Consider the following 19,779-nt stretch of genomic DNA (forward strand, 5'->3'; position numbering starts at 1 on the left):
GGATAAAGAGACATGCGCCACCAGATTCATGACCTGTTGGCCCCGCTGCCGGGGACCGCGCGACAGATTCACAGCTTTCACTTCGGCCCATCATCGGCCAAAGGCAAGATTTACATCCAGTCGTCCCTGCACGCCGATGAAATGCCCGGCATGCTGGTTGCCTGGCACCTCAAGCAACGTCTGGCGGAACTCGAAGCCGCCGGCCGTTTGCGCAGCGAAATCGTGCTAGTGCCAATCGCCAACCCGGTCGGCCTCGAACAAGTGCTGATGGATGTGCCGCTGGGCCGTTACGACCTCGAAAGCGGACAAAACTTCAACCGCTGGTTCGTCGATCTGAGCGAAGCCGTCGGCAACGAGATCGAAGGCCTGCTCGGCGACGATCCGCAGCACAACCTCGAACTGATTCGCAGCAGCCTGCGCAATGCCCTCGCCCAACAGACTGCCAGCACGCAACTGCAATCCCAGCGCCTGGTTCTGCAACGGCTGGCCTGCGATGCCGACATGGTGCTGGACCTGCATTGCGATTTCGAAGCGGTCGCCCACCTTTACACCACGCCCGAGGCGTGGCCGCAGGTCGAGCCGCTGGCGCGGTACATCGGTGCCGAAGCCAGCCTGCTGGCCACCGATTCCGGCGGTCAGTCGTTCGATGAATGCTTCACCCTGCTCTGGTGGCAGTTGAAGGAACGCTTCGGCGAACACTTTGATATTCCGCTGGGCAGTTTTTCGGTCACCGTCGAATTGCGCGGTCAGGGTGACGTCAATCACCCGCTGGCCAGCCTTGATTGCCAGGCGCTGATCAATTACCTGATTCATTTCGGCGCCATTGCCGGCGAACCCGCGTCGCTGCCCGAGCTGCCCTACCCGGCTACGCCGCTGGCCGGTGTTGAACCGGTGGCAACACCGGTCGGCGGGCTGCTGGTGTTCACCGCGCTACCAGGGGAATACCTCGAAGCCGGGCAACTGATCGCTGAAATCATCGACCCGATCTTTGACCGCGTCACCCCCGTTCATTGCACCGTCGCCGGGTTGTTGTACGCCCGCTCTCTACGGCGCATGGCCACTGCCGGCATGGTGATCGCCCACGTCGCAGGCACCGAAGCCTATCGCAGCGGCTACCTACTTTCGCCTTGAGGATGCATGCCCCATGTACAAACTGACCATTGAAGGCCTGCATAAAAGCTATGGCGAACATGAAGTACTCAAAGGCGTTTCGCTCAAGGCCAACACCGGCGACGTCATCAGCCTGATCGGCGCCAGCGGCTCGGGCAAAAGTACCTTCCTGCGTTGCATCAACTTTCTCGAACAGCCCAACGACGGCGCCATGAGTCTGGACGGCCAGAACATCCGCATGATCAAGGATCGCCACGGCATGCACGTGGCCGATGACGACGAACTGCAACGGATCCGCACCCGCCTGGCCATGGTGTTCCAGCACTTCAACCTGTGGAGCCACATGACGGTGCTGGAAAACATCACCATGGCCCCACGTCGGGTGTTGGGTTGCAGCAAAGAGGAAGCCGAAGACCGCGCGCGGCGTTATCTCGACAAGGTCGGGCTGGCGGCGCGGGTGGCGAATCAGTACCCTGCGTTTTTGTCCGGCGGTCAGCAGCAACGGGTCGCCATTGCTCGGGCGTTGGCCATGGAACCAGAAGTCATGCTGTTCGACGAACCGACCTCGGCACTCGATCCCGAACTGGTGGGTGAGGTGCTCAGGGTGATCCAGGGCCTGGCCGAAGAAGGCCGGACCATGATCATGGTGACCCACGAAATGAGCTTCGCCCGCAAAGTATCGAGCCAGGTGTTGTTCCTGCACCAAGGGCTGGTGGAGGAAGAAGGTGCGCCGGACGATGTGCTGGGCAATCCGAAAAGTGAGCGGTTGAAGCAGTTTCTGAGCGGCAACCTGAAGTAAAAAATCACAGGTTTCGCCCGCCGCTACAGATCACTGTAGGAGCTGGCGAAGCCTGCGATCTTTTGATCTTGCTTTTCGGCTATAAAATCTCGCAATCCATAAAAGCTCGCAGCCTTCGGCAGCTCCAGGTTGCAGGACTGATGTAGTCAGACCTTAGGCAACGGGCGCGGGAGGCGGCTCATCCGGCAGCGTAGGCTCACCGGGCTCGTTGGGTTGTTCGTTGGGGGTATCGGGATCAGGCTGACCGGGGATGCCCCCTGCCGTGCTGATAGGTGGATGTGCCAACAAGGACCAGGCCAAAACGCCAACCTGATTGGGCTCAAGCCTTGCCAGTTCGGCACTTATTCGCGGATCGATCTTCATAGGGCACTCCTGAGCGATGGCCCCGTCCGCGTTGCGCGAACCGGGCAGTACACCCAATAGAGTGTCCACCCGCTGAAGAATTCCCACGACTTGCCAGACGAACGGATCAGGTGCGTGGCAGGGTGACGCCGCGCTGGCCCTGATACTTGCCGCCACGGTCCTTGTAGGACACTTCGCACTCTTCGTCGGATTCGAAGAACAGCATCTGTGCCACACCTTCGTTGGCGTAGATTTTTGCCGGCAGCGTGGTGGTGTTGGAGAATTCCAGGGTCACGTGGCCTTCCCACTCGGGCTCGAGCGGCGTCACGTTGACGATAATGCCGCAACGCGCGTAGGTGCTTTTACCCAGGCAGATCGTCAGCACATTGCGCGGAATACGGAAGAATTCCACGGTGCGTGCCAAGGCAAAGGAGTTCGGCGGGATGATGCAGACATCGCTCTTGACGTCGACGAAGCTCTTCTCGTCGAAGTTCTTTGGATCAACGGTCGCCGAATTGATGTTGGTGAACACTTTGAATTCATCGGCGCAGCGTACGTCGTAGCCATAGCTCGACACGCCGTAGGAAATCACTCGGTCGGCGCCTTCGCCGCGCATCTGGCGCTCTACGAAGGGCTCGATCATGCCGTGCTCTTGCGCCATGCGGCGAATCCACTTGTCCGATTTGATGCTCATGGCGGGTGTCCTGAATAGCGAGGTGGAAAAAATCTGTCCGGCATCTTACCGGGCGCGCGCTTCGGGTTCAAAGTCCGGGTCACAAATCTTGCCGATCCCCCGTAATTTCCGGCCCTTGCGGGTAAACCGGCGGACCGTCAGTCATGAAAACAGAGAAACCTTCGCAGGAAGCATTGGCACGTTCCGGAAAAAGGGTTAAGGTGGCGCCACTGTGCTGCTTGTGTCACTGAGAATCTCTACACGATATGTTGAATTTCGATCCAACCATCTACAAGAATTTTTCCTGCTCTTTGCACTCAGTCTCGGCCAGGGTTCTTCCTGCGTCGCAGTTATCTTTGTTCAAGGAGTTACACCATGTCTAATCGCCAAACTGGTACCGTTAAGTGGTTCAACGATGAAAAAGGCTTCGGCTTCATCACTCCACAATCCGGTGACGACCTGTTCGTTCACTTCAAAGCAATCCAATCCGACGGCTTCAAAAGCCTGAAAGAAGGCCAACAGGTTTCTTTCATCGCTACCCGCGGTCAGAAAGGCATGCAAGCTGAAGAAGTTCAAGTTATCTAACTTGTACTTGCTTTAGTAAAAAGCCCCGCCCTCAAAAGCGGGGCTTTTTTGTGCCTGCCTGTTTTGCAGGCAAAAAAAATCGCAGCCCATGGCTGCGATTTTTTGCGTCCTACCAGGCCACGCCAAACCCTGCGGTGTAACGGGTCTTGTCCAAATCAGCATCGTCGGTGCCGCTGATGATGTCGCGCTCAGCCTTCAGGTTAAGCGACGCCCATTCGGTCACTTTGTAGCGCAAGCCCATTTCGGCATCGAGGGCGTAATCCGCCACGCCCGACAACGGCTTGCCCACTTCGCCGTTCGTGAAAAACTCCACCTTCTTACCAATCAGGTAGCGGTTGTAGTCCCACTTCATCGCCACGGAATAGAAGTTTTCCTTGCCACCGTCTGCGAACTCATAGTCCGTGCGGTTGACCAGCGACCCCAGGGAAAATGCGCCCAGCTCGTCGTCCCAAAATTGGTAACCGGGGCCGGTACCGACTGTGCGCTGGCGGGCCAGCTCTTCGACCTTGTCGCGCTTATAGACCGCGCGCCCTTGCCAGAACCATTTTTCGGTCAGGAAGCGGTCTAGCGAGTATTCACCCCGCCAGTTGTCGGTAGTGACCACGCCATCCTGAAATTCGCGGTTGTACTCGCCTTCTGCAGTGTGCCGCCATCTGCCATGACGCGCAGTGGTCTTGAAGTCGATATCGTAATCGTCGGTGTCCTTCTCGGCCCGCTGATAATCCAGTGCTGCATCGATATTACCCTTCCACACCAAATCCTCGACGACAGGCTTGGGCTTTAGAATCTGCTGGATACTTGCCAGCTCCACAGTCTTGGGAGCCTCGCCGTTAGCCAAGATGACCTTGCCATCTTCTGCCGCATGCAGCGCCTTGGCCTTTTCGCCAGTGTAGGCATCCTGCTTGACCAGCAACTGCTGATCGCTTTCCAGGGTTTTGACCTGTTTCCAGTCAATCGGGACGGCACCGGCGTATTCGGTCTGGATCAACAGCTTGCCGCCATCGAAAACGGTGATCTTGCCGCTCAGCTTGTCACCGTTCTTCAACCAGACGGTATCGGCGAGCAAGGGCGTGGAGGCACTGACGACAGCCAGGCACAGCAGGGTTCTGGACAACATAAGCAAATACAGGCTCAAGTTTGCGAAAAAAAGTCGGCATTATCCATACGAATAAAACCCTAGCAAGGACTGACCCGACTATTTCTATTGAGTTCATTTCTCAATGGGTGATCCAGGATTTACTCTACAGACGGTAAGGCGAACTTTTTCAGGAACTGCCGACGTGACCGACTCAACCACTGAAACCGATAGTCCGGCGCAAATCCGACGCACGGCGCTGTACCTGACACTGGCGCAAGTCCCGGAGGGCAAAGTCGTGAGTTACGGTCAGCTCGCCGAGCTGGCGGGACTGGGTCGTGCCGCCCGCTTCGTCGGACGGACATTGAGCCAACTGCCGGGCGACAGCAAATTACCCTGGCACCGCGTGCTCGGCGCCGGCGGGCGTATCAGCCTGCCTGCGGGCAGCCCGTCAGGGGATGAACAACGCGCGCGTTTGCGCATGGAGGGCATCAGTATCCTGAACAATCGTGTTGATATTCAGCGCCATGGCTGGCGCCCGGTAGAGCACAGCGGTTAGAGTGCGCGCTTTGTTTCCGTATTTCTTGAGGCAGACTCCAGCCCATGCCCCGTAAAACCTGGCGCGCCGCGCTCGCCGCCTATGCCAGCCCATCGACCCTTGTACTGTTGCTGCTTGGTTTCGCCGCCGGCCTGCCCTACATGCTGGTGTTTTCGACACTTTCGGTCTGGCTGCGCGAAGCCGGTGTGGCTCGCGAAACCATTGGCTATGCAAGCCTGATCGGCCTGGCCTACGCCTTTAAATGGGTCTGGTCACCGCTGCTCGACCAATGGCGCCTGCCATTTCTCGGCAAGCTCGGTCGACGACGTTCCTGGCTGGTGCTTTCCCAGGCACTGGTCATCCTCGGCCTGATAGGGATGGGTTTCTGCGACCCGCAAAAGCATTTGTCCTGGCTGATCGCCATTGCTGTGGTTGTCGCCTTCGCTTCGGCGACGCAAGACATCGCGGTCGACGCCTATCGCCTGGAAATCGCTGAAGACAGCCGTCAGGCCGCGCTCGCCGCCAGTTACATGTCCGGTTATCGGATCGCCGCGCTGCTCGCCACCGCCGGTGCCCTGTTCTTCGCTGAAGGCTTCGGTTCCACCGGTTTCAACTATAAGCATTCGGCATGGGCCGGCACCTACATCCTGTTCGGCGCCTTGATGGTTCCGGCGCTGCTGACCTCCTTTTTCATGCGCGAACCGCCGGTGCCGCTACGCACGCAGCTTCAGGCCGGGCGCTACAGCTTTGTGCATCAACTGGCCTCAGTGTTTGTGCTGATTGTGTTGCTGGTTTCCGTGCCGGCCATGTTCACCCAGCTGTACAACACCGATTTCGCCAGCGTGCTTTTCCAAGGCGTGAGCGTGCTCGACCTGCTGCTCGAAGACCGCGCGTTCCTGCGGGCGATCCTCTACACCACCCTCACCGCCCTGTGCCTGTCGGCCATTGGCCGCCGCGGCCTGGCGCCGGTGCTGACGCCGATCAACGACTTCATTCTGCGTTACCGCTGGCAAGCGTTCCTGCTGCTTGGGCTGATCGCCACCTATCGGATGTCCGATACGGTCATGGGCGTGATGGCTAACGTGTTCTATATCGACCAGGGCTTCACCAAGGATCAGATTGCCAGCGTCAGCAAGATCTTTGGCCTGATCATGACCCTGGTCGGTGCCGGCATGGGCGGCTTGCTGATCGTGCGCTTCGGCATCTTGCCGATTCTGCTCATCGGCGGCATTGCATCAGCGGGCACCAACCTGCTGTTCCTGATGCTCGCCGACATGGGCGCCAACCTGAACATGCTGATCCTCACCATTTCCCTGGATAACTTCAGCTCGGGCCTGGCGACCTCGGCGTTTGTCGCCTACCTGTCGAGCCTGACCAACTTGAAGTTCTCCGCGACCCAGTACGCCCTGCTCAGCTCGATCATGCTCTTGCTGCCACGCCTGATTGGCGGCTACTCGGGGGTCATGGTGGAGAAATTCGGCTATCACAACTTCTTCCTGATCACCGCCCTGCTGGGCGTTCCGACGCTGCTGTTGATCGCATTGCACTGGTTCCAGGAGAGCCGCCGCGAAGGTCCGACGCCAACGCCGACACCAGAACCGGTTCCGACCCAGGTCGCGGAAGAATCGTAGGTTCTTGAGCAGGAAGCAGCGCCGAGGGCGCGGGGATTCCCGCCCTCCCGCCACACCCCGCCGACCGCACGCCTGTACGCCAGCAGATCTCGCCCGTACAATGCTCCGTCATTTCTCGTCATCAGCAACCGACAACGGCCAACCATGCGCACCAGTCAATTTTTGCTCGCCACACAGAAAGAAACGCCTTCCGACGCGGTCGTGATCAGCCATCAGCTGATGCTGCGCGCCGGCATGATCCGCAAACTCGCCTCGGGCCTGTACACCTGGCTGCCGATGGGCTTGCGAGTAATGCGCAAAGTCGAAGCCGTCGTTCGTGAAGAAATGAACGCCGCTGGCTCTCTCGAAGTGTTGATGCCGAGCACCCAACCGGCTGAGCTGTGGCAGGAATCCGGTCGCTGGGAAGAATACGGCCCTGAATTGTTGCGCTTCAAGGATCGCCACGGTCGCGATTTCTGCGCCGGCCCGACTCACGAAGAAGTCATCACTGACCTGATGCGCAACGAGTTGAGCAGCTACAAACAGCTGCCGATCAACCTGTACCAGATCCAGACCAAATTCCGTGACGAGATCCGTCCACGCTTCGGTTTGATGCGCGGTCGCGAATTCATCATGAAGGACTCGTACTCCTTCCACGCCGACCAACCGTCGCTGCAGATCACCTATGACCGCATGCACCTGGCGTACTGCAATATCTTCACTCGTCTGGGCCTGAAATTCCGCCCGGTTGAAGCTGATAACGGCTCGATCGGCGGCGCCGGCTCCCACGAATTCCACGTGCTGGCCGAATCCGGCGAAGACGACATCGCCTTCAGCAACGTTTCCGACTACGCAGCGAACATCGAGAAAGCCGAAGCGGTGCCCCGGGAAACGTCCCGTCCAGCGCCGGCTGAAGAGCTGCGCCTGGTCGACACCCCAGAGACCAAGACGATTGCCGCGCTGGTGGAAAAATTCAATCTGCCGATTGAAAAGACCATCAAGACCCTGATCGTGCGCGCCGAGGAAGAAGGCAAGCTGATCGCCCTGGTCATTCGTGGCGACCACGAACTCAATGAAATCAAGGCTGCCCAGCAACCTGGCGTGGCCAGCCCGCTAGTCATGGCCACCGACGCCGAGCTGCGCGACGCCATTGGCGCCGGCGCCGGCTCCCTCGGTCCGTTGAACCTGCCGCTGCCAATCATCATCGACCGTTCCGTCGAGCTGATGAGCGACTTCGGCATCGGCGCCAACATCGACGACAAACACTACTTCGGCGTGAACTGGGAGCGTGACCTGCCGGTTCCGACCGTTGCCGACCTGCGCAACGTGGTCGCCGGCGACCCGAGCCCGGATGGCAAGGGCACCCTGGAAATCAAGCGCGGCATCGAAGTCGGGCACATCTTCCAGCTGGGCAACAAGTACAGCAAAGCGATGAAGTGCGAAGTGCTGGGCGAGAATGGCAAGCCAGTGACCCTGGAAATGGGTTGCTACGGCATCGGCGTTTCCCGCGTGGTGGCTGCGGCCATCGAGCAGAACAACGACGCCAACGGGATCATCTGGAGTGACACGCTGGCCCCGTTCCAGATCGCTCTGGTACCGCTGCGCTACGAAACCGAACAGGTTCGCGAAGCCACCGACAAGCTGTATGCAGAATTGACTGCCGCCGGCTTCGAAGTACTGCTGGACGACCGCGACAAGAAAACCAGCCCGGGCATCAAGTTCGCGGACATGGAGCTGATCGGCATTCCTCACCGGATCGTGGTCAGTGACCGCGGCCTCGCCGAAGGCAATCTGGAATACAAGAGCCGCACCGAGCCCGAAGCGCAAGCGCTGCCGGTCGCAGACGTGCTGTCCTTCCTTCAGTCCCGTATCCGCCGCTGACACCAGATAGAGAAGTCATGTTCAAGCGAAACACCTTAGGCCTCGGTGGTGCCGCCCTGTGCGGCACCCTGCTGGTCAGCGGCTGTGCCAACCACATGTCACAACGCAGCGAGCACGAGGAACGTGTCGAGCGTAAATTGCTCGATCACAGCCTGCAGATTGATGTCGGCGAGCCAAAGGTGCTTGAGCTGCCGCAACGTCGGGTGAAGATCCACGAGCAGAAGACTTTCGAAGTCACCGAATTCGAAGTCACGCGTCACTACGATCGCTATACGCCTTACCAACCCTGGCGGGAGGTTTACGAGATTCCGCTGGGCGCGGTGGCCGTGGTGGCCGGTGTCGGTGCGAACGTGGTCAACGTGTTCGCCCTCGGCAACCTGCCGGACAGCGTGACCAAGGATTGGTTGAGCTACGGTTTCGCCGGGCTCAACCCGTTCATGAACACGCAGTCTCATGGTCGCGCGCAGCAGAATCTGGCGGGAATCGACGAGGTCCAGCTCGACAAACGCACCGAGTACTCGAGCCTGCCATGGAGCGAGCGCCCGGTTGAGGTCAAGGCCGGCAAGGAAACGTTCGAGCTAAGCACCGACAAAAACGGTGTATTGCGCGTGAACCTGCTGGACAGCCCGTTCGCCGAACACGACATCAATCATTTGAGCCGGCTACTGATCAGTGTCCAGGATGCTCAGGACGACGTGCACACCAACTCGTCCCTGGCGGTCAGTAGCTCCTTGCGCGGCAAGCTGGTCGAAGCTCACGGGCTGATTTACGACGACCTCGAAGACGACGAAGTGAGCCAGTGGGTACACCGGGTCAAACGCTTGTCGGAACTGGGGCTGGAAGAAGAAGCCACCGAGCTGGAACAAAGCCTGATCGAACTGACGCGCAACGATCCTGAGTTGCAGACCGAATTCCTCAAGTCATTGACCAAGGATGCCGGGCGACTGGTCGCGGATCCGGGACCGTATTAAGGCCCTTAAAAGATCGCAGCCTTCGGCAGCTCCTACAGAGGACGCATTCCAAAGTAGGAGCTGCCGAAGGCTGCGATCTTTTGCTTTTGACTATCAACGCTCAAACAACTCCATCTGCTCAAACCCGCCCCGCAAATCCTCCAGCCTTACCCCAATACCCAACAACCGCACCGGTTTCCCGCCGCGATTGAACGCCTGAGTCAGCAACAACTGATAGCTCCCCAAATCCCGCCCTGCCCCGGCCTGCTCCAGAGTGGTCTGGGTGAAGTCATGGAATTTCACTTTGACGAACGGCTTGCCCGGTCGATAGCTGCTGTCGATTCGCGCCATGCGGCCGGCGAGGGTCTCCAGTAACTCGGGTAATTTATCGAGGCAGCTCACCAGATCCGGCAGGTCGACGTCGTAGGTGTTTTCGACACTGATTGACTGCCGACGACTGTCGTTGTGCACCAACCGGTCATCGATCCCACGGGCCAGGCTCCAGAGTCGCTCGCCGAAGCTGCCGAATTCGCGCACAAGCGCCAACTTGTCCCATTCGCGCAGATGCGAACAATCGACGATGCCGAGCCTGCCTAATTTGTCTGCGGTCACTTTGCCAACACCGTGCAACTTGCTCACTGGCAAACCACTGACAAAATCCTCGACCTGATCCGGCGTAATGACGAACAAGCCGTTGGGCTTCTTCCAGTCGCTGGCGATCTTGGCCAGAAACTTGTTCGGCGCAACGCCCGCCGAAACGGTGATGTGCAGCTGATTAGAGACGCGACGGCGAATGTCTTGGGCGATCCGCGTGGCGCTACCACCGAAATGCGCGCTGTCGGACACGTCGAGGTAGGCCTCATCCAGCGAAAGCGGCTCGATCAAGTCGGTGTAATCGCGAAAGATCGTGTGAATTTCCTTGGAGGCTTCTCGATAGGCCTCCATGCGTGGCTTGACTATGGTCAGGTCTGGGCACAGCTTCAAGGCATGCCCGGAAGACATGGCCGAGCGCACCCCATAAGCCCGCGCTTCATAATTGCAGGTAGCGATCACTCCACGTCGATCCGCAGAACCGCCCACTGCCAGGGGCTTACCGGCCAGGCGCGGGTCGTCACGCATCTCGATGGCGGCGTAGAAGCAGTCACAATCGACGTGGATGATTTTTCGCTGCGTCATATAAAAGCAGTGTTCATGGTGAAGAAATGGCGTATTGGCGAGTCAGATCGGCAGTATCTCACTGACACCTGTATATAGCACCAGTACTCTGAATGTTCTTTTCCACCCGTAGGAAAAGTGCCAGATGAATTTATTTTTTCAATCGAAAAGGTTCACCCGATAGAGCTGAAAGCCTTGCCACACCGACCTTACAGCCAATCACCCAGCCCTATTTTCAAGCTAAGCGATTGAACGGGAAGAGGTTTTCTCTGGATTGAAGGTTGACAGCCCGCCGATCCTCTGTAGAATACCGACACACAGACGCGGGATGGAGCAGTCTGGTAGCTCGTCGGGCTCATAACCCGAAGGTCGTCGGTTCAAATCCGGCTCCCGCAACCAAACATCAAAAAAGGCTACTCGAAAGAGTGGCCTTTTTTGTGCGCGTCTCTTTTGTAGCAACGAGATAGAAAAGAGCGGGTAACGGCTGACGGTGCAGGATTGAGAAATCGTTCTGATTCCGAAACTTAAGTCTCCCCCACTACCGTTCGCCGCTCATTGACGCTTATTTGACCGTATTCAGGATTAACGGTAGACACTCCGGCGTTCGCCTGTAGAATGCCGCCACACAGACGCGGGATGGAGCAGTCTGGTAGCTCGTCGGGCTCATAACCCGAAGGTCGTCGGTTCAAATCCGGCTCCCGCAACCAAACATCAAAAAAGGCTACTCGAAAGAGTGGCCTTTTTTGTGCGCGTCTCTTTTGTAAAAATGATCATAGAAACGAGCGGGTACGTCTGACGGCGCAGGATTGAGAAATCGTTCTGATTCCGAAACTTAAGTCTCCCCCACTACCGTTCGCCGCTCATTTACGCTTATTTGACCCTATTCCGGATTAACGGTTGACACTCCGGCGTTCGCCTGTAGAATGCCGCCACACAGACGCGGGATGGAGCAGTCTGGTAGCTCGTCGGGCTCATAACCCGAAGGTCGTCGGTTCAAATCCGGCTCCCGCAACCAAACATCAAAAAAGGCTACTCGAAAGAGTGGCCTTTTTTGTATCTGTTGAAAAAGTCCTTTCGCAACAATGATCTGCCACTGTGTAGCGAGCCGTTCAGGATCACCGATGCTCTGAGCCCAGACTATGCTGAGCCACAGACAGAACCCTCTACGACTGATGACGTACCATCGCCGATAGCCGGTGAGAGGCGTTAATATTTGTGATTATTTTTTTCTACAGGGATTGGTAACTTGGCTGGATACCCCCATCCTGTCGCGCACAATCCAAGAGGTGATTGATGCGCGCCAACTCGTCTGATCCACAAGACACCGTCACAGCGACACAACCGATCAAGGCCGAGCGTCTGCGCTTGCTGGATCTGGTCAGCAAATATCGTCAGCCTATCGGCCTGGCGGTCACTTTGCTGTTGTTCGCTATCGCGCTGATTGCCTGTCGTCATCTGCTGAGCGAACTCGACCTGTACGCTTTGCATGACTCGATTCTCGAAGTTCCGAAACCGGCACTGCTGGGCGCACTGGCGGCGACCGTGATCGGCTTCATCATTCTGCTCGGGTACGAATGGTCCGCCAGCCGCTACGCAGGTGTGACACTGGCACCGCGAATCCTGGCGCTGGGCGGCTTCACCGCCTTTGCCATTGGCAATGCCATCGGCCTGTCGATGCTCTCGGGGGGCTCGGTCCGCTACCGTTTATATGCACGTCATGGTTTGGGGGCTTCGGACGTCGCCCATATGACGCTATTCGCCAGCCTTTCGCTCGGCTGCGCCCTGCCCCCACTGGCCGCCCTCGCGACCCTCAGCAACCTGCCGGCCGCCTCGGCTGCCCTGGGACTGTCCGAAGGTTTGCTGGGCATCGTTGCCGCGGCCGTCTTGCTGCTCTTCAGCGTATTGGCTATCGGCATCTACCGCCGTCGCCTTCCGGACCAGCCTTCCCCGGACAACCTGCTGGTCAAGGTCGGACGCCGCACCTTGCGCCTCCCCGGCCGCCGCCTGACCTTCCTGCAATTGATCATCACCGCCCTGGACGTGGCCGCCGCCGCGACCGTGCTCTATCTGTTGCTGCCGGAAGCACCGCCCTTCGGTGCGTTCCTGCTGGTGTACCTGCTGGCCCTGGCCGCAGGCGTACTCAGCCATGTGCCCGGCGGTGTCGGCGTATTTGAAGCCATCCTGCTGGCCGCCTTCGCCGACACACTCGGCGCCGCACCACTGGCCGCCGCGCTGCTGCTCTATCGCCTGATCTATGTCGTGCTGCCCTTGCTGGTGGCCTGTGTGTTCTTGTTGATCAATGAAGGCCAGCGCCTGTTTCAGACACGTCAGACACTGCGCGCAGCCTCTGGTCTGGCCGCACCGATCCTCGCGGTACTGGTGTTTCTGTCCGGTGTCGTTTTGCTGTTCTCCGGTGTGACCCCGGAAATCGACACCCGCCTGGAACACATCGGTTTTCTGATTCCGCACCGACTGGTCGACGCCTCGCACTTCGGCGCCAGCCTGGCCGGCGTCCTCTGCCTGCTGCTCGCTCAAGGCTTGCGCCGTCGGCTGTCCGCCGCGTGGATGCTGACCACCATTCTGTTGCTGGTCGGCGCTTTGCTCTCTCTGCTCAAGGGTTTCGACTGGGAAGAAGCCTGCCTGCTGACCCTGACTGCGAGCCTGCTGGGGGTTTTCCGCAGCTCGTTCTATCGCCCGAGCCGTCTGACCGAGGTGCCGTTCTCGCCGCTGTATCTGGTGGCCAGCCTGTGCGTACTCGGTGCGTCGATCTGGCTGCTGCTGTTCGCCTATCAGGACGTCCCGTATAGCCATCAACTCTGGTGGCAGTTCACCCTCGACGCCGATGCCCCGCGTGGCTTGCGCTCGCTGCTCGGCGCCGCCGTGCTGCTGGTGGTGGTGTCCCTGACCTGGCTGCTGCGCACCGCGCGCCCGATTATTCATTTGCCAACACCCGATGAACTGGGTCGCGCGGTAAAGATCCTCATGGCCTCCGCACAACCGGATGGCGGCCTCGCCCTGACCGGTGACAAGGCGCTGTTGTTTCACCCCAACGACCAGGCGTTCCTGATGTACGCACGCCGTGGTCGCAGCCTGGTGGCCTTGTATGACCCGATCGGTCCGACCCAGCAGCGGGCGGAAATGATCTGGCAGTTCCGCGACCTTTGCGACATCCACCACGCCCGTCCTGTGTTCTATCAAGTGCGCGCCGAGAACCTGCCGTACTACATGGACATCGGCCTGACCGCGATCAAGCTCGGCGAAGAAGCCCGGGTCGATCTGCTGCGCTTTGATCTCGAGGCCAAAGGCAAAGAGATGAAAGACCTGCGTTACACCTGGAACCGCGGCACTCGCGATGGCCTGTCGCTGGAGATCTTTGATCCAGGGCAAGCACCGATGGATGAGCTCAAGGTAATTTCCGATGCCTGGCTGACTGGCAAGAACGTGCGCGAGAAAGGCTTCTCGCTCGGCCGTTTCAGCGATGATTACCTCAAACATTTCCGCGTCGCGGTGATTCGTTTCGAAGGGCGCCCGGTGGCGTTCGCCAACCTGCTCGAGACTTATGGCCATGAACTGGCCAGCCTCGACCTGATGCGCGCGCACCCGGATGCCCCCAAGCTGACCATGGAGTTCATGATGGTCGGCCTGATTCAACATTATAAAAATCATGGATACGCGCGCTTCAGCCTGGGCATGGTGCCGTTGTCGGGGTTGCAACCCCGTCGTGGTGCACCCCTGACCCAGCGTCTGGGCTCGATGGTTTTCCGCCGTGGTGAGCAGCTCTACAACTTTCAAGGCTTGCGCCGTTTCAAAGACAAATTCCAGCCTGACTGGGAACCCCGTTATATGGCCGTGCCCGCCGGACTCGATCCGCTGGTTGCCCTGGCCGACACTGCTGCCCTGATTGCGGGCGGCTTGACTGGATTGGTGAAACGCTGATGATTCAACGCTCATTGCGGTACGTACTGGCCACACTGGTAGTGCTGGCCCTGATTCTCGGTGGCGGTTACTGGTACCTGAAACGCCCGGCACCCGAACCGACCCTCGAACAGCTGACGCCGGCCGATGGCGCCGCGATGACCCGTGTCATCCCCGGCAACACGCCACGCGCGCAGGTGCTGGTGGCGGTAAATGAAGAGCAGAAGCTCAGCAACAAACAGTTGATGACCCTGAGCCGCGCTGGCTCGGCGCAGATTGTTCAGGTGATTCTGCCCAAAGACTGCCTGCTGCAAAGTCGCGCCCTGCAATCGGCCCTGAGAGAACTCAAAGGCCCGGCAACCCTGGTCAGCGGCATCGGCCCTGGCGCCGTGCTGGCATGGCGCTGGTTGTCCGAGCAGAAGGACGACAAGGCTCAAGCCGTCTCGGTGGACCTGGCCCTGGAAAGACCCGGCTGCACTCACCTGCTACCGAAAAGCGCCGCTCACGGGCACTGGCTGGTGGCCTGGAACGACAACCCGGACGACACCAGTGCCGGCTTCGTGCGCGACCAACCCAATGCCGAAACCAGCATCAGTGACTACGACATCAACCTGCCGCAAGTGCTGAACAACGAACTGCGCAAGATCCTCGTTGGCGGCGATAAAGCCGCTGGCGGCTTGCAGATCCCGGTGGTCGAAGTGCCTGCCGGCCAAGCCAAGGACACCGTGACCCTGTTCCTGTCCGGTGACGGCGGCTGGCGCGACCTGGACCGCGACGTAGCGGGCGAGATGGCGAAGATCGGCTACCCGGTGGTCGGCATCGATACCCTGCGCTACTACTGGCAGCACAAGAGCCCCGAGCAAAGCGCCCTGGACCTCGCCGAGCTGATGCAGCACTACCGGCAGAAATGGGGCTCCAAGCGCTTCATCCTGACCGGTTACTCGTTCGGCGCCGACGTCCTGCCAGCGATCTACAACCGCCTGGAGGCATCGGAACAGCAGCGTGTCGACGCAATCATCCTGCTGGCCTTCGCCCGCACCGGCAGCTTCGAAATCGAAGTCGAGGGTTGGCTCGGCAACGCCGGCAAAGAAGCCGCCACCGGCCCGGAAATGGCCAAGCTGCCGCCGGAGAAAGTGGTATGCATCTACGGCGAAGAGGAAGTCGACGAGAGCGGCTGTACCGACAAGACTGCCGTGGGCGAGGCGATGAAACTGCCGGGTGGTCACCACTTCGACGAGAACTACCCGAAACTGGCGCAGCGGTTGGTGGATGTGATCGAGAAGCGTCAAGCGAAGGAGACGGCGGCTCAGGAGTGATCTGAGTCCTGCTGAAAAAGCCCTCGTTACCTTACGGTAGCGGGGGCTTTTTGGTTAGAGACGACGCTCTGCCGCGCCGTAGACCTCTTCGTCACGTCGAGCACCAACGGCAACGATCAATACCTGAATCGCCTTGCCATCGACTCGATAAACAATTCGCGTGTCGCCTGTTCGGATCCGTCTACAGCCTGCAAGACTGGCTCTTAGGGGTTTGCCGCTCTTGTCCGGCTCACCATTGGTAATCCGCTCTTCGATGACATCAAGAATGCGGTTCGCTGCCACAGCTCCCAACAGATCCAGATCCTTCTGAACCTCCGGATGATAGATAACGCCCCAAACCATCCACAGCTCCTTTAGTCTTTCCTGGCGTACCGCGCCCGCAAATCGTCGTGGCTGACTGCCTTGCTCTGATCAAAACCGATCAGTCGCTCCCGAGCGGCCGCTTCAACCCTCAGATCTTCAAGTTCATCGAGCATTTCCTGATACGCATCGACATTGATAATGACCGCTGCGGGCTGATTGTCCTTGAAAATGACCAGCCGCTCGGTGGCTCGGCTGGAAATCTCTTTGAGCCTTGCGCTGAACCCCCTGACCATTGCAGTCACCGATATCGCTTGGTCAGCACGTTCCAGTAATGCCGTCATACTCACCTCTCTACACAATCATGCAAATTTGAACACACAGTTCTACGCAGAGTATTGCGTCGAATTCGACATACGGCAAGCTGCAAAAAACGCGAACTGATCAACCTGCGTGTTTCACGCCTATAAAAAAAGCGAACCGAACAATTTGTAAATCCTCTCGCCATGTTTAACTTCGTTTACTTAAGGTGTCGCAATATCGGATGACGCCCGCAGACCTTGTAGGCAAACTCCGAATCTCGCGTTTGGGCACTTTGATGCCTTGTTGCGCTTTTCTTCGACGGGATACTCTCCGGACGTCGCTGACCATTCAGCGATCGGGCTTGGAAACCCGTCGAATACTAGCCGCAACAGCGCCCCCATCACGATTGCATGCGTTTTTTGTGATCAGAGATATGGCGGCTGTGCGTGGGACGCCTTCGGGCGTGCCGGTTCCTAGTTTCCCGGTTTTCCAACCTGCGCATAGCTGTCACCCATTCGCTTGGAAACGAATGTGACAGCTCTTCAACTAGGAGTTTAATCATGACTAAAACAGATTCGTCCGCGATTTCAGAACTGAAAACCATCGGCCTAACCCCCTTCATCTACTGCTCGAACCAGGCACTGTTCCGTGTCAGTCGAGACGTACCTCTCGGCGATGCGCTAGCCATGGCCTCTGATTTTCTGTTCCTTGCCAAGGAGCTGACTAAAGATGCTGCCTACGCCCGCGACACCGACCGACACGCCTGGGCCGCGCATTACCTGACGGCAATGAGTAAGGCCGTGATTGATGATGTGGTGAAGGTACTGACGCCGCTACCGCCACCTGCCCGGACAAAAGCCGAATCTAAAAAATAGCTGCCCGAAAGCAAGTAAAGGAGCAGAGACGGAATACGTGCAAACACCGCACATCCCCTGTGGGAGCGAGCTTGCTCGCGATGACGGACTAGCAATCACAATCGATGTCGACTGACAGATCGCCATCGCGAGCAAGCTCGCTCCCACAAGGGATCTTCATTGCCTTCAGGGAAATGCGCCGCCCACAAAAAAGCCCCCGCTACCTCAATGGCACGGGGGCTTTTTGTTGTGGCTTACATCTCTACCTGAGTCCCCAGTTCAATCACCCGGTTCAACGGTAAATTGAAGAAGCGCAAATTGCCGTTGGCGTTCTGCAACATGAAGGCGAATAGCCCCTCACGCCAGCGGGCCATGCCTTCGAGCTTGGAGGCGATGACCGTCTCGCGGCTGAGGAAGTAGGTGGTGCGCATCGGACTGAAGTCCAGGTCATCGAGATGACACAGCTTCAGCGCTTGCGGCACGTCCGGCTCGTCGACGAAGCCAAAGTGCAGGATCACGCGGAAGAAACCTTCGCCGTAGGCATCCACCTCGAAACGCCGTGATGCCGGCACCCGCGGAATGTCTTCGTATACCACCGTCAGCAGCACCACTTGCTCGTGCAGCACCTGGTTATGCAGCAGGTTGTGCAACAGCGCGTGGGGCACGGCGTCCGGCCGCGCCGTCAGGAACACGGCAGTGCCCTGAACGCGATGCGGTGGTTGCACGGCGATGCTGCTGATGAAGATCGGCAGCGGCAATCCACCTTCGTCGAGACGATCGACCAGCAGTTGCTTGCCGCGTTTCCAGGTGGTCATCAGCACAAATAGCACGATACCGGCGATCACCGGGAACGCCCCGCCCTGAATGATTTTCGGCACGTTGGCAGCGAAGTACAGACCGTCCACAAACAGGAAACCAAGCAACAGCGGAACCGCGAGGACCGGAGGCCATTTCCACAGCAGCAATATCACCGCCGATACCAGAATGCTGGTCATCAGCATGGTGCCAGTCACCGCCACGCCATAGGCCGAGGCCAGCGCGCCGGAGGATTCGAAACCCAACACCAGAAGAATCACGCCGACCATCAGCGCCCAGTTCACCGCGCCAATGTAGATCTGGCCTTGTTCGGCGCTGGAGGTGTGTCGAATGTGCATGCGCGGAATGTAGCCGAGCTGGATCGCCTGACGGGTCAGGGAGAACGCACCGGAAATCACCGCTTGGGAGGCAATCACCGTGGCCATGGTCGACAATCCCACCAATGGAATCAGCGCCCAGCTCGGTGCCAACAGATAGAACGGGTTGCGCGCGGCTTCCGGATCACCGAGCAGCAGCGCCCCCTGGCCGAAGTAGTTCAGCACCAGTGCCGGCAGCACAAGGATGAACCATGCACGGGCGATCGGCTTGCGACCGAAGTGGCCCATGTCGGCGTACAGCGCTTCGGCACCGGTCAACGCCAGCACCACCGCGCCGAGGATCGTCACGCCCATGCCCGGGTGGTCCATGAAGAAGCGCACGCCCCACATAGGGTTCATCGCGTGCAACACTTCCGGGTGCTGCAGAATGCCATAGACACCCAGCGCCCCCAGCACCACAAACCAGGTGACCATGATCGGCCCGAACAGAATGCCGATCCGCGCGGTACCGTGACTCTGAATCAGGAACAGCGCCACCAGCACGACCAACGACAGCGGCACCACCCAATGGTCGATGCCGTCGAATGCCAGCCCCAGGCCTTCAATCGCCGAGAGCACGGAAATCGCCGGGGTGATCATGCTGTCGCCGTAGAACAACGCCGCGCCGATCAGCCCGCAGACCACCAGCAAACTACGCAACTTCGGATGCCCCGCTGCGGCCCGTCGAGCCAAAGCGGTCAAGGCCATGATCCCGCCTTCGCCCTGGTTGTCGGCGCGCAGTACGAACATCATGTACTTGATCGACACGACCCAGATCAGCGACCAGAAGATCAGCGCCAGAATCCCCAGCACGCCGTCATGATTGACGGGCACGCCATAGGCACTGGAAAACACTTCTTTGAGGGTGTATAGCGGGCTCGTGCCGATATCGCCATAAACCACCCCGACCGCCGCGACCAGCATGCCGATCGGCTTTGCCGCCGAATGCTCAGAGCCCGCCGTCTGACTACTTGCCTGCCCCATCCAAAACTCCTACTACTCAGACCCGGACTTCTTATAAGAAGCACTATGCTTTGCCGTGCAGCATGCGCTGTTTTACTTAAGGTTACAGACGTTTTGTTGGCTGTAAAAAATCGGTAAAGCGTAACGGCGCGAAGCATAGCGCAGCACTCGTCGTATTTCCCTGCATAAAGCTGGTCAAGTGCGCCTCTCATCGCTAGAATTGCGCACTTTTTGATCA

Annotated in this window: 17 protein-coding genes and 3 tRNA genes; 13 read left to right on the forward strand and 7 right to left on the reverse strand. The window is 58.8% G+C overall.

Annotated elements, in window-relative coordinates:
* The first annotated feature begins 12 nt into the window (after positions 1-12).
* Positions 13-1,131 (forward strand): succinylglutamate desuccinylase/aspartoacylase family protein, encoded by a 1,119-nt coding sequence (locus tag ACMXYH_RS25815; RefSeq protein ID WP_415765380.1) that lies wholly within the window; start codon positions 13-15, stop codon positions 1,129-1,131.
* Positions 1,132-1,144: 13 nt separating this feature from the next.
* Positions 1,145-1,909, forward strand: a complete 765-nt coding sequence (locus ACMXYH_RS25820) for an ABC transporter ATP-binding protein (protein WP_415765381.1) — start codon at positions 1,145-1,147, stop codon at positions 1,907-1,909.
* Between the two features lie 153 nt (positions 1,910-2,062).
* On the opposite strand, the gene ACMXYH_RS25825 is transcribed toward ACMXYH_RS25820, so the two are convergent.
* Both ACMXYH_RS25825 and dcd read right to left on the reverse strand, forming a co-directional pair.
* Positions 2,063-2,272 (reverse strand): hypothetical protein, encoded by a 210-nt coding sequence (locus ACMXYH_RS25825; RefSeq protein WP_134418892.1) that lies wholly within the window; start codon positions 2,270-2,272, stop codon positions 2,063-2,065.
* A 106-nt stretch (positions 2,273-2,378) separates the two neighbouring features.
* Complete coding sequence (gene dcd, locus ACMXYH_RS25830; protein ID WP_074874089.1) at positions 2,379-2,945, reverse strand: dCTP deaminase; 567 nt, start codon at positions 2,943-2,945, stop codon at positions 2,379-2,381.
* Between the two features lie 354 nt (positions 2,946-3,299).
* On the opposite strand from dcd, the gene ACMXYH_RS25835 reads away from it, so the two are divergent.
* Positions 3,300-3,509, forward strand: a complete 210-nt coding sequence (locus ACMXYH_RS25835; protein WP_002554837.1) for a cold-shock protein — start codon at positions 3,300-3,302, stop codon at positions 3,507-3,509.
* Positions 3,510-3,618: 109 nt separating this feature from the next.
* Here ACMXYH_RS25835 and ACMXYH_RS25840 read toward each other — a convergent pair whose 3' ends face one another.
* Positions 3,619-4,626 (reverse strand): DUF481 domain-containing protein, encoded by a 1,008-nt coding sequence (locus ACMXYH_RS25840; protein ID WP_415765382.1) that lies wholly within the window; start codon positions 4,624-4,626, stop codon positions 3,619-3,621.
* Positions 4,627-4,789: 163 nt separating this feature from the next.
* Here ACMXYH_RS25840 and ACMXYH_RS25845 point away from each other — a divergent pair, with 163 nt between their 5' ends.
* The 4 genes from ACMXYH_RS25845 (at position 4,790) to ACMXYH_RS25860 (ending at position 9,584) form a co-directional block, all read left to right on the forward strand.
* Positions 4,790-5,143 (forward strand): MGMT family protein, encoded by a 354-nt coding sequence (locus ACMXYH_RS25845; RefSeq protein ID WP_008153938.1) that lies wholly within the window; start codon positions 4,790-4,792, stop codon positions 5,141-5,143.
* A 44-nt stretch (positions 5,144-5,187) separates the two neighbouring features.
* Complete coding sequence (locus ACMXYH_RS25850) at positions 5,188-6,753, forward strand: AmpG family muropeptide MFS transporter (protein WP_046046261.1); 1,566 nt, start codon at positions 5,188-5,190, stop codon at positions 6,751-6,753.
* Positions 6,754-6,897: 144 nt separating this feature from the next.
* Positions 6,898-8,613, forward strand: a complete 1,716-nt coding sequence (locus ACMXYH_RS25855; protein WP_415765384.1) for a proline--tRNA ligase — start codon at positions 6,898-6,900, stop codon at positions 8,611-8,613.
* A 17-nt stretch (positions 8,614-8,630) separates the two neighbouring features.
* Complete coding sequence (locus tag ACMXYH_RS25860) at positions 8,631-9,584, forward strand: hypothetical protein (RefSeq protein WP_415765385.1); 954 nt, start codon at positions 8,631-8,633, stop codon at positions 9,582-9,584.
* Positions 9,585-9,677: 93 nt separating this feature from the next.
* Here the strand turns inward: ACMXYH_RS25860 and dinB are convergent, their stop codons facing one another.
* Complete coding sequence (gene dinB, locus ACMXYH_RS25865; RefSeq protein WP_056739239.1) at positions 9,678-10,739, reverse strand: DNA polymerase IV; 1,062 nt, start codon at positions 10,737-10,739, stop codon at positions 9,678-9,680.
* Positions 10,740-11,040: 301 nt separating this feature from the next.
* Between dinB and ACMXYH_RS25870 the strand changes: the two genes are divergently transcribed.
* The 5 genes from ACMXYH_RS25870 (at position 11,041) to ACMXYH_RS25890 (ending at position 15,949) form a co-directional block, all read left to right on the forward strand.
* Positions 11,041-11,117, forward strand: a tRNA-Met gene (locus tag ACMXYH_RS25870).
* Positions 11,118-11,348: 231 nt separating this feature from the next.
* A tRNA-Met gene (locus ACMXYH_RS25875) sits at positions 11,349-11,425 on the forward strand.
* A 231-nt stretch (positions 11,426-11,656) separates the two neighbouring features.
* Positions 11,657-11,733, forward strand: a tRNA-Met gene (locus ACMXYH_RS25880).
* A gap of 278 nt (positions 11,734-12,011) precedes the next feature.
* Entirely contained in the window at positions 12,012-14,654 is a 2,643-nt protein-coding gene (gene mprF, locus ACMXYH_RS25885; RefSeq protein ID WP_134418784.1) for a bifunctional lysylphosphatidylglycerol flippase/synthetase MprF, read from the forward strand.
* Positions 14,654-15,949 (forward strand): virulence factor family protein, encoded by a 1,296-nt coding sequence (locus tag ACMXYH_RS25890; RefSeq protein WP_415765387.1) that lies wholly within the window; start codon positions 14,654-14,656, stop codon positions 15,947-15,949. The genes mprF and ACMXYH_RS25890 overlap by 1 nt, the downstream gene beginning before the upstream one ends.
* 54 nt (positions 15,950-16,003) lie before the next feature.
* Here the strand turns inward: ACMXYH_RS25890 and ACMXYH_RS25895 are convergent, their stop codons facing one another.
* Together ACMXYH_RS25895 and ACMXYH_RS25900 are read right to left on the reverse strand one after the other, a co-directional pair.
* Positions 16,004-16,291, reverse strand: coding sequence for a type II toxin-antitoxin system RelE family toxin (locus ACMXYH_RS25895; RefSeq protein WP_415765388.1), 288 nt, complete (start codon positions 16,289-16,291; stop codon positions 16,004-16,006).
* 11 nt (positions 16,292-16,302) lie between these two features.
* The gene (locus ACMXYH_RS25900; protein ID WP_134418782.1) at positions 16,303-16,593 is read right to left on the reverse strand and encodes a type II toxin-antitoxin system Phd/YefM family antitoxin; all 291 of its coding nucleotides are present in this window, start codon (positions 16,591-16,593) and stop codon (positions 16,303-16,305) included.
* A gap of 519 nt (positions 16,594-17,112) precedes the next feature.
* Here ACMXYH_RS25900 and ACMXYH_RS25905 point away from each other — a divergent pair.
* Entirely contained in the window at positions 17,113-17,427 is a 315-nt protein-coding gene (locus ACMXYH_RS25905; RefSeq protein WP_415765389.1) for a DUF3077 domain-containing protein, read from the forward strand.
* A gap of 233 nt (positions 17,428-17,660) precedes the next feature.
* On the opposite strand, the gene ACMXYH_RS25910 is transcribed toward ACMXYH_RS25905, so the two are convergent.
* Complete coding sequence (locus ACMXYH_RS25910) at positions 17,661-19,562, reverse strand: potassium transporter Kup (protein WP_129441709.1); 1,902 nt, start codon at positions 19,560-19,562, stop codon at positions 17,661-17,663.
* Positions 19,563-19,779: the final 217 nt, after the last annotated feature.

The organism is Pseudomonas frigoris, from assembly GCF_047758635.1.
Lineage (GTDB): Bacteria > Pseudomonadota > Gammaproteobacteria > Pseudomonadales > Pseudomonadaceae > Aquipseudomonas > Aquipseudomonas frigoris.

Bases quoted from the DNA above. Each gene is read 5' to 3' on its own strand.
- ACMXYH_RS25815 (WP_415765380.1), top strand. From the start codon at position 13: ATGCGCCACCAGATTCATGACCTGTTGGCCCCGCTGCCGGGGACCGCG.
- ACMXYH_RS25820 (WP_415765381.1), top strand. From the start codon at position 1,145: ATGTACAAACTGACCATTGAAGGCCTGCATAAAAGCTATGGCGAACAT.
- ACMXYH_RS25825 (WP_134418892.1), bottom strand. From the start codon at position 2,272: ATGAAGATCGATCCGCGAATAAGTGCCGAACTGGCAAGGCTTGAGCCC.
- dcd (WP_074874089.1), bottom strand. From the start codon at position 2,945: ATGAGCATCAAATCGGACAAGTGGATTCGCCGCATGGCGCAAGAGCAC.
- ACMXYH_RS25835 (WP_002554837.1), top strand. From the start codon at position 3,300: ATGTCTAATCGCCAAACTGGTACCGTTAAGTGGTTCAACGATGAAAAA.
- ACMXYH_RS25840 (WP_415765382.1), bottom strand. From the start codon at position 4,626: ATGTTGTCCAGAACCCTGCTGTGCCTGGCTGTCGTCAGTGCCTCCACG.
- ACMXYH_RS25850 (WP_046046261.1), top strand. From the start codon at position 5,188: ATGCCCCGTAAAACCTGGCGCGCCGCGCTCGCCGCCTATGCCAGCCCA.
- ACMXYH_RS25855 (WP_415765384.1), top strand. From the start codon at position 6,898: ATGCGCACCAGTCAATTTTTGCTCGCCACACAGAAAGAAACGCCTTCC.
- ACMXYH_RS25860 (WP_415765385.1), top strand. From the start codon at position 8,631: ATGTTCAAGCGAAACACCTTAGGCCTCGGTGGTGCCGCCCTGTGCGGC.
- dinB (WP_056739239.1), bottom strand. From the start codon at position 10,739: ATGACGCAGCGAAAAATCATCCACGTCGATTGTGACTGCTTCTACGCC.
- mprF (WP_134418784.1), top strand. From the start codon at position 12,012: ATGCGCGCCAACTCGTCTGATCCACAAGACACCGTCACAGCGACACAA.
- ACMXYH_RS25890 (WP_415765387.1), top strand. From the start codon at position 14,654: ATGATTCAACGCTCATTGCGGTACGTACTGGCCACACTGGTAGTGCTG.
- ACMXYH_RS25895 (WP_415765388.1), bottom strand. From the start codon at position 16,291: ATGGTTTGGGGCGTTATCTATCATCCGGAGGTTCAGAAGGATCTGGAT.
- ACMXYH_RS25900 (WP_134418782.1), bottom strand. From the start codon at position 16,593: ATGACGGCATTACTGGAACGTGCTGACCAAGCGATATCGGTGACTGCA.
- ACMXYH_RS25905 (WP_415765389.1), top strand. From the start codon at position 17,113: ATGACTAAAACAGATTCGTCCGCGATTTCAGAACTGAAAACCATCGGC.
- ACMXYH_RS25910 (WP_129441709.1), bottom strand. From the start codon at position 19,562: ATGGGGCAGGCAAGTAGTCAGACGGCGGGCTCTGAGCATTCGGCGGCA.